The sequence below is a fragment of the Pedobacter sp. HMWF019 genome (assembly GCF_003061025.1).
In the GTDB taxonomy this organism is placed as follows: domain Bacteria; phylum Bacteroidota; class Bacteroidia; order Sphingobacteriales; family Sphingobacteriaceae; genus Pedobacter.
This window is the reverse complement of record NZ_QAIL01000482.1, coordinates 4,294-11,482: the sequence shown is the minus strand read 5'-3', so window position 1 is coordinate 11,482 and position 7,189 is coordinate 4,294. Positions and strand designations below refer to the sequence as shown.

Annotated in this window: 9 protein-coding genes; 3 read left to right on the top strand and 6 right to left on the bottom strand. The window is 41.2% G+C overall.

The annotated features are described in order from the left end of the window. The coding region (locus DBR11_RS25165; protein WP_304594344.1) for an RNA polymerase sigma factor at window positions 1-344 on the bottom strand (344 nt) is incomplete at its 3' end. A gap of 245 nt (window positions 345-589) precedes the next feature. Here DBR11_RS25165 and dapB point away from each other — a divergent pair. Beyond that, window positions 590-1,399, top strand: coding sequence for a 4-hydroxy-tetrahydrodipicolinate reductase (gene dapB / locus DBR11_RS25160; protein ID WP_108555332.1), 810 nt, complete (start codon window positions 590-592; stop codon window positions 1,397-1,399). Between the two features lie 310 nt (window positions 1,400-1,709). On the opposite strand, the gene DBR11_RS25155 is transcribed toward dapB, so the two are convergent. The 4 genes from DBR11_RS25155 to DBR11_RS25140 form a co-directional block, all read right to left on the bottom strand. Continuing rightward, window positions 1,710-2,078 (bottom strand): STAS/SEC14 domain-containing protein, encoded by a 369-nt coding sequence (locus DBR11_RS25155; protein WP_108555331.1) that lies wholly within the window; start codon window positions 2,076-2,078, stop codon window positions 1,710-1,712. 95 nt (window positions 2,079-2,173) lie between these two features. Further along, window positions 2,174-2,884 (bottom strand): hypothetical protein, encoded by a 711-nt coding sequence (locus tag DBR11_RS25150; RefSeq protein WP_108555330.1) that lies wholly within the window; start codon window positions 2,882-2,884, stop codon window positions 2,174-2,176. A 1-nt stretch (window position 2,885) separates the two neighbouring features. Then, window positions 2,886-3,380: a hypothetical protein gene (locus tag DBR11_RS25145; RefSeq protein ID WP_108555329.1), complete on the bottom strand. Its 495-nt coding sequence runs from the start codon at window positions 3,378-3,380 to the stop codon at window positions 2,886-2,888. Next, window positions 3,380-4,108, bottom strand: coding sequence for an intradiol ring-cleavage dioxygenase (locus tag DBR11_RS25140; RefSeq protein WP_108555335.1), 729 nt, complete (start codon window positions 4,106-4,108; stop codon window positions 3,380-3,382). Before DBR11_RS25140 ends, DBR11_RS25145 begins: the two co-directional genes overlap by 1 nt. A gap of 185 nt (window positions 4,109-4,293) precedes the next feature. Here DBR11_RS25140 and DBR11_RS25135 point away from each other — a divergent pair, with 185 nt between their 5' ends. Continuing rightward, window positions 4,294-5,418 (top strand): sensor histidine kinase, encoded by a 1,125-nt coding sequence (locus DBR11_RS25135; RefSeq protein WP_108555328.1) that lies wholly within the window; start codon window positions 4,294-4,296, stop codon window positions 5,416-5,418. Between the two features lie 25 nt (window positions 5,419-5,443). Next, window positions 5,444-6,157 carry a LytTR family DNA-binding domain-containing protein gene (locus DBR11_RS25130; protein ID WP_233260905.1) on the top strand — a complete coding sequence of 238 codons (714 nt, stop codon included), beginning with the start codon at window positions 5,444-5,446 and terminating at the stop codon, window positions 6,155-6,157. Window positions 6,158-6,305: 148 nt separating this feature from the next. On the opposite strand, the gene DBR11_RS25125 is transcribed toward DBR11_RS25130, so the two are convergent. Continuing rightward, the coding region (locus DBR11_RS25125; RefSeq protein WP_233260904.1) for an aldose epimerase family protein at window positions 6,306-7,189 on the bottom strand (884 nt) is incomplete at its 5' end.

The following is a 7,189-nucleotide window of genomic DNA, read 5'->3' as shown; positions in this document are numbered from 1 at the left end:
TAGTCTGTTTCTGTAGAATTGATTTCGATGTGATGCTCCCCGCTTTCGGCATATTTCCGAATGATGCCTTTATGTTTAAAAATATCAAAGATCTTATGCAGTACAGCTTTGTAAAGATAGCCCGATAAGCTCCCTGTCAAACAGATTTCGGTCCGGTTGTTCAGCAACCAGGTAAAAACATCCTGCACCACATCTTTTGCTTCTTCCCTGTTTCTTAGTTTTTTATAGGCGTACAAATACAGTAATTTATCGTACCGAAGGTAAATTTCCCTAAATGCAGCATCGTTCCCTTCTTTTAGGAAGAGAACCAATTCATTGTCGGGACAGGTACTGTAGTTGACCATAATGACTACAAGTTATTGAATTTATTAAATATATGAAAATTTCGGATAGCTCCTCTGCGGCTACATATTCTTGCTGAAAAAGTTCGAACACAGAAGGCCCGCTGGGAGTATTCAAAATTTTCTGAGCGTAATGCATAGGCGGGACGGGTATCCGGGCATGGTGCATGTAGCTAAGGTGATGATTGCTGGCTTAAACTTTGCGGGTTTCACGCTGGTTTCATTTTAAATTATATCTTCAAAAAAATATGGCTACAAAAAGAAAAATCCGGGTTTGTGTTGCAGGTGCAACCGGCTGGGCGGGCTCTGCCCTTTGCAAGGGTATTGTTTTAACGGAAGACCTGGAACTGGTTTGTGGTATTTCCCGTTCTGGTGCGAATAGGGAGCTCAGCGACTTACTGGATTTGCCAGATGGGGAATCCATACCTGTTTTCGGTACTATAGAAGACTCTTTGAAGGTTACTTATGATGTTTTGGTGGATTATACTAAAGCAGATGCTGCCAAGCATCAGATTATGGTGGCGCTTAAACATCAGGTGAATGTGGTTGTTGGAACTTCCGGATTGTCTGATCAGGATTACCAAGAAATCGAGACGCTTGCAAATCAAAATCAACAGTCTGTTCTTGCAGTTGGAAATTTTGCTATTAGTGTGGTTTTACTGAATAAGTTTGCGCAAATGGCGGCTAAGTATATGCCGCAATGGGAAATCATTGATTATGCGAGTGATCAAAAACCGGATTCGCCCAGCGGAAGTGCATTAGAATTGGCTTATAAGCTCTCACAGGTTGGAAAGCCGGTCCATACGATTGCTGTTGAGGATACGAAAGGGATTAAAGAAACCAGGGGAGCAACGATTAATGGGACACAGGTTCATGCGGTAAGGCTGCCGGGTTATGTGATTTCACTGGAGGCTATTTTCGGGAAAACGGATGAGAAGCTCACGATAAAACATGAAGCGGGAAGCAGTGCAGCGCCTTATGTGGATGGCGCATTGCTGGCGATTCGGGAGGTTGGGTCGTTTAAAGGTTTGAAAAGAGGGTTGGACAGTATCATGTAAGGTCGCACTTTATGAAAATTTCGGATAGCCGGGGTGGTTATCCGGCCATGGCGCAGATACTTGGTTGACCGTTTGTTGCAGGGTGTTTATTTGCAGGCTTTCGATGTATGTTTAATGTCATGTCGGGATGATGCATACAAATCGTGCAGAATACAGATGGCATCGTACAGATAAGCACCCAGCAGAAAAAAAAGAAGATTTTCGCAGAGAATGTCTTTTAAGGTTTGCGGGCTTTTTCAGTCTCCCTAAGCTTAGACAGCATTCGAGCGGAAACCTTATTCTTTTTCCTTATAAACGATCTGCAAACATTTTAAGTTTTCGCACTAACCCATGAAATAGCTTCGTCCAGTTCAGATAAGGAAAAACCTTTGGCTTCACCCGGACTTACATAACTAAAAATGTCTGTAAAACGTTCCACGCTTTTTTGGTCTGTTACGATGGCCATTTTTTTCCATCTGGTAAAATGCTTAATTCCTGCGATCATATCCTGGAGCCATGCTCCAGCAGTAAAGTTTTCAATACGGGTCCTTAAGACCAGCAGGTAGTAGATTTCTCCATATTTATCTACAAGTTTAGAGAGTCCCGGCAATAACGTGTTTTTTAAATCGCCTTCACTAACTTCTCCAGCTGCTTTCACGCCAAATACATGAGCTGGAAGGTTTTCGATAGGTGTTAACATGACAATTAGGTTTGATGTGTACTTATAACAACCCTTTTGGATGTATGTTTAAAGGAATTTATCCACAACCCCCTTTTATCACAAACAAAAAAACTTTAAGTTTTCAGTAATTCCAGGATCAGCAAGGTCGCATGATTACTCAACGCCTCAATTTCTATGCTTTTTGTATTCCAAAGCGCCAAGCCATCTCTTGGATGTAGCAAACGTCCTTCAACCTCAAAAGCACCGGAGATAACGAAGAGAAATACTTCATTTTTTGATGCAAATAAGGAATAAAACGCCTCTGCCCTGCCATCAAACTGTCCGATACTTAAACGAAAAGTATTCTGTTGTCCTTCTTGCACACCTACTGGAATTTCTATAAGCCGATTACGGGATGCAGCAAGATCGAAAGACAAAGAAGGCCAGGAAACATTTTCCGGGATGGATTCATCCAGAATCCTGATCTGGAAAAAACTGACCTCATCTGACGGATATGGATTGGTTACCAGGAATTCCTTCTCTGGTAAGCCACTATTTATTTTAACCTCTCCTACGTTCACTTCCCCGGCATCGCCCCAAAGACCATCAAAATAAAGATCTCCTGTGACTGGTAAAATGATCAAATGTGATGGAGAGGTTAGGATTAATGGAAGCTGTTTCCCCCCAGACAGCACTTCATCATTGAACAGTACAAGAGATGAAAATGGGTGTTTGTGTTCATTATAATAACTACCTGCATTAAAGGTCATGACACTTTTCCCAGATGGGCTTTCCAATACGCCCCGTTGTTCACTTAAAAAGATTTTACCAGGTATATGTTCCATTTTATTGCTGTAAAGAATGAATATTAACAAAAGGCTGCAAAGGAAACAAATGGGTCAGGATGGGTTGATCTTCCGCCTGCCCTCGTTCTGCCAATAACAGATGATTCCCAATGGTATCCAGCCAGATCATTGGCTCTGAATAGAAGCTAACCGCGATTTTATGCTTTGAAATGGTCCTGATATCAGAATTGATCAGTTCAAACCGGAACTGCTTGAAATTTAAAAAATGTTTACCGAGTATATTCACTACGTCGGGAATTCTTTCCTGCAGCTGTCTCAAATAGCCCACGATGGACGGGCTAATCAAGAAATTCAACTGTTCGGCATTCGGCAAATTCCTCAGCAGTTCCGCATAAGTATGGTACTCATGATTCTTATCCAGGTTTTGAAATTGCAATTTGAATTCCGTATAAGAATCTTCATACACCATTTGCTCCCAGGCCTGCAAAGTATTTGCATCAATTACCTTTCTATAGCAAAGCACAATCGTTTTCATTATCCGGGAACATTTATTTTAATGGACAAATCAAAACCAGCGGCAATACTGCCTGTCACTGTGGCAATTTCCAATTTTGCAGTATCGTCACTAAATACATTATCATTTGCATTATAAGTATAACCTGACAAACCTTTAGCATAACCGTTTACAATGGCAACAGCCGTACCGGATCCTTCTGGAAAAGCAATTTGAGTGACTTTGAGGGAAGTTCCGGAAGCGTTGTACACATGAACATGGACGTGGGTAGCCCGTCCGGTATACCAGCCAGGAAAAATACTTGTAAAAGTAACCAATCCATTTGCATCGGTAGTTTGTCTACCCCTTAAAAAGTGAACAGATTGATAATTAGTAGACTGCATACCTGAACCTCCATACTCTGAATAATTGCCTTCCGCATCACAATGCCAAACATCTACAATGGCACCGGCCAATGCTGCACAATTGTTATTTACGTTTGCAATCGTCAGTTTAGCCTTCATCTTATAACCAGTTCTGCCATCGGTAATGTCACTTCTTACATAGGCTGATGGACTTTTAGTCGGGAACGGCCCCTCTGTTTCTGTTGGCGACACCACGCAGGTAGAGGCACTCGTTCCCGAACCAGAATTGGATACTGTTTCGGTACTTACCGCTGTAGTGTCAGTATCTTTTTTGCAGGCCTCCCACAATACAGGTGTAGAGATCACGCCAACCATCAGGCTTCTTAAAAAATTCTTCCTTTCCATAGTACTTATTTTTAATGTAAAAATTATTGAACCAATATCTTCAGAAAGTCTGATGAGTTGGATGAAGTCCCGATAAACAACTGTTTTGTCTCGATGAAGCACCCGATCATTACTGTTCATCTATACATTCAACCGATTTACCGATAGAAAAATAAAATTATGCGTAAAAAAATGTTGATTTGTAGATGAACCAATTCAGAACCTCTGCTTTGCTGATACATGGAGTGGCCTGGCTGCTGTTTATGAGTTTTCCACTTTTATTCATGAGTCAGGGAGGAGAACAAACGCTCGGGATCCAAACTCTCCAGTTCTCGTGGAAATACCTGCTGTTTTGTCTCGTTTATATGTTTATTTTTTACTTCAACACCTGGTTTTTGTTTCCCAGGTTGTACATCACTAAGAAATACATCAGCTATGGTTTTTCAGTGCTGCTGTTGTTACTATTGGTTTTACTTGTTCAACCTTTTGACCGTTTACTCGGACATTCCAAACAACCTAAACACAAGCAACCACCTCCAATGGAACGACCGGTAATGGAACACCCATCCATGGAACACCGCCAACCCCCACCGGAAGGAAAACATGATCACCAAGCTCCCCCTATGGATAAAGGGAACTTTCATTTTGACATCATCAGTCTTTTTATCTTCCTGATGGTAGTTGGGCTTGGGATGGCACTCCGTTCGATTAGGGAATGGCAATTAACTGAAAAAAGAGCTATCCTGGCCGAGGCTGAACGCGCCAATGCCGAACTTTCCTTTTTAAAAGCACAAATCAATCCGCACTTCCTGTATAATACGTTAAATAACATCTATACACTCTCTATCACTGGTCATCCGGCAGCGGCAGAAAGCATTATGAAACTTTCCAATATTATGCGTTATGTAACAGATCAGGCTGAATCGGATTACGTTCCTTTACAGGAGGAACTGGATTGTATTGGCAATTTTATTGATCTGCAGAGGTTGCGTCTGGGTAAAACTGTGACTTTGAACTACACTGTAGAGGGAATTTCAGCCGGCCACATCATCTCCCCTTTGATTCTGATGACTTTTATAGAAAATGTTTTTAAATATGGTTTAAGTAATCATGAAAACACCCAAATTACCATTAATATCAAAATTGAAGCAGACAAAATTCTTTTTCACACACAGAACAGAATCTTTGAGAAAAGACAGCAGCAGCAACGCAAAAGTGTTGGAATATCTAATACCAAACAGCGTCTGAATGCTTTGTACCCGGGAAAACATGTACTCATCTTAAAAAGCCAGGAAGATGTATTTACAGTTGATCTGATGATCAGTTCTTAAAATATATATCTATATTTAGGGTGATATGAAGGAAATTATGCCCCTTAAATGCATTGCTATTGATGATGAACCGCTTGCTTTAGAACTGATACGCACCTATGCCTCACGCATTCCTGACATCCAGTTGCTCTGTACATTTGAAGATGCGGTTTCAGGAGCAGAATATTTGGCTGGAAAATCAATCGACCTTTTGTTCCTGGACATTGATATGCCAGACATATCAGGAATAGACCTTGCAAAGGCGCTGAAAAACAAACCCATGATCATCTTTACTACAGCCTATAAACAGTTTGCTTACGATGGATTTGAACTAGAGGCTGTAGATTATCTGTTAAAACCAATCGATTTTCAACGATTCTCTAAATCTGTATTTAAAGCAATAGCAATTAGAAATTCTAAAATGCAGGCACCACCTACTGAAGACGACGCAGCCATCTATGTCCATGCGGAATACCGGGCGATTAAAATCCTACTCCGGGATATAGAGTACGTGGAAAGTATGGAAGATTATATTAAAATTCACTTGACTGAGGGCAAATCAGTTGTTACCTTAATGTCCCTTAAAAAAGCGGAGGAACTGCTCCCAGATACCCAGTTCAAGAGAATTCACCGGAGTTATATCATTCCGCTTGCAAAAATAAGGTCTGTTCAAAACAAGAAAATACAACTTCATCAGATCTTGCTTCCCATTGGGGAAAGTTATGCTGAACAGGTAAAAAAATGGCTTATAAATAAATAAGACATGGCTTCCCATCCAGGAACCGGCCATGTCTCTCACCTAAATTTAACATCTCCACAAATCCCCGAGGGGCGCTGCTTCAATTGCTGGACAGTATGAATGCCCAGTATCTTTAACCCCAGTCGGCTTCCCGGACCGGAGTTTTATTTTAATTAGAAAATTTATACAAGGAGCTGCTTTGATAAGTTTGCCCCGCCTTCAATACAACCGAAGGGAACGTCGGTTGGTTAGGACTATCCGGAAAATGTTGAGTTTCCAGACAGAACGCAGTCCTGAAGTCATCATATTTACCACCTCTCATCTTATTTTTACTTTGCATAAAATTACCTCCATAAAATTGCAGTCCCGGTTCAGTCGTATAAATCTGCATCACAATACCCGACTGATCTCCTTTAACTTTTGCTGCATACTTCCAGGACGCTTTATCACTCAGCACAAAGTTATGGTCATATCCTTTCCCAAAACCTAGTTGCTCATTAGGCGTATTCAGGTCCTGACCGATTGATTTAGTTTTGCGAAAATCGAATGGCGTACCTGTTACGGCCTCAATTTTTCCTGTCGGAATTAATGTAGAGTCTACCGGGGTATATGCGTCAGCAAAAATCTGAAGTTCATGCTTGCTGATGGAACCGCTACCTTCTCCGTTCAGATTAAAAAATGCATGATTGGTTAAGTTTATAATCGTATTTTTATCGCTTTTGGCTTTATAGTCGAATTTAAGTTCATTGTTTTGACTAAGGGTATATGTGACCTGTGCTTCCAGCTTTCCAGGAAAACCTTCTTCTCCGTCCTTACTGGTATAATTCAATACAAGGCTGCTGTCGCCTCTTTGCACTGCACTAAAGAGCCTGTACTGAAATCCTTGCTTTCCACCATGGAGTGTGTTTGGCCCGTTGTTAACCGTGAGTTGATAGGCCTTTCCGTCAAGGCTGAATTTTCCTTTGGCAATTCTATTACCATAGCGGCCAATGGTGGCACCAAAATAAGGTTCCGTAGATTTTGCATAACCAGATACACTGTCAAATCCCAATA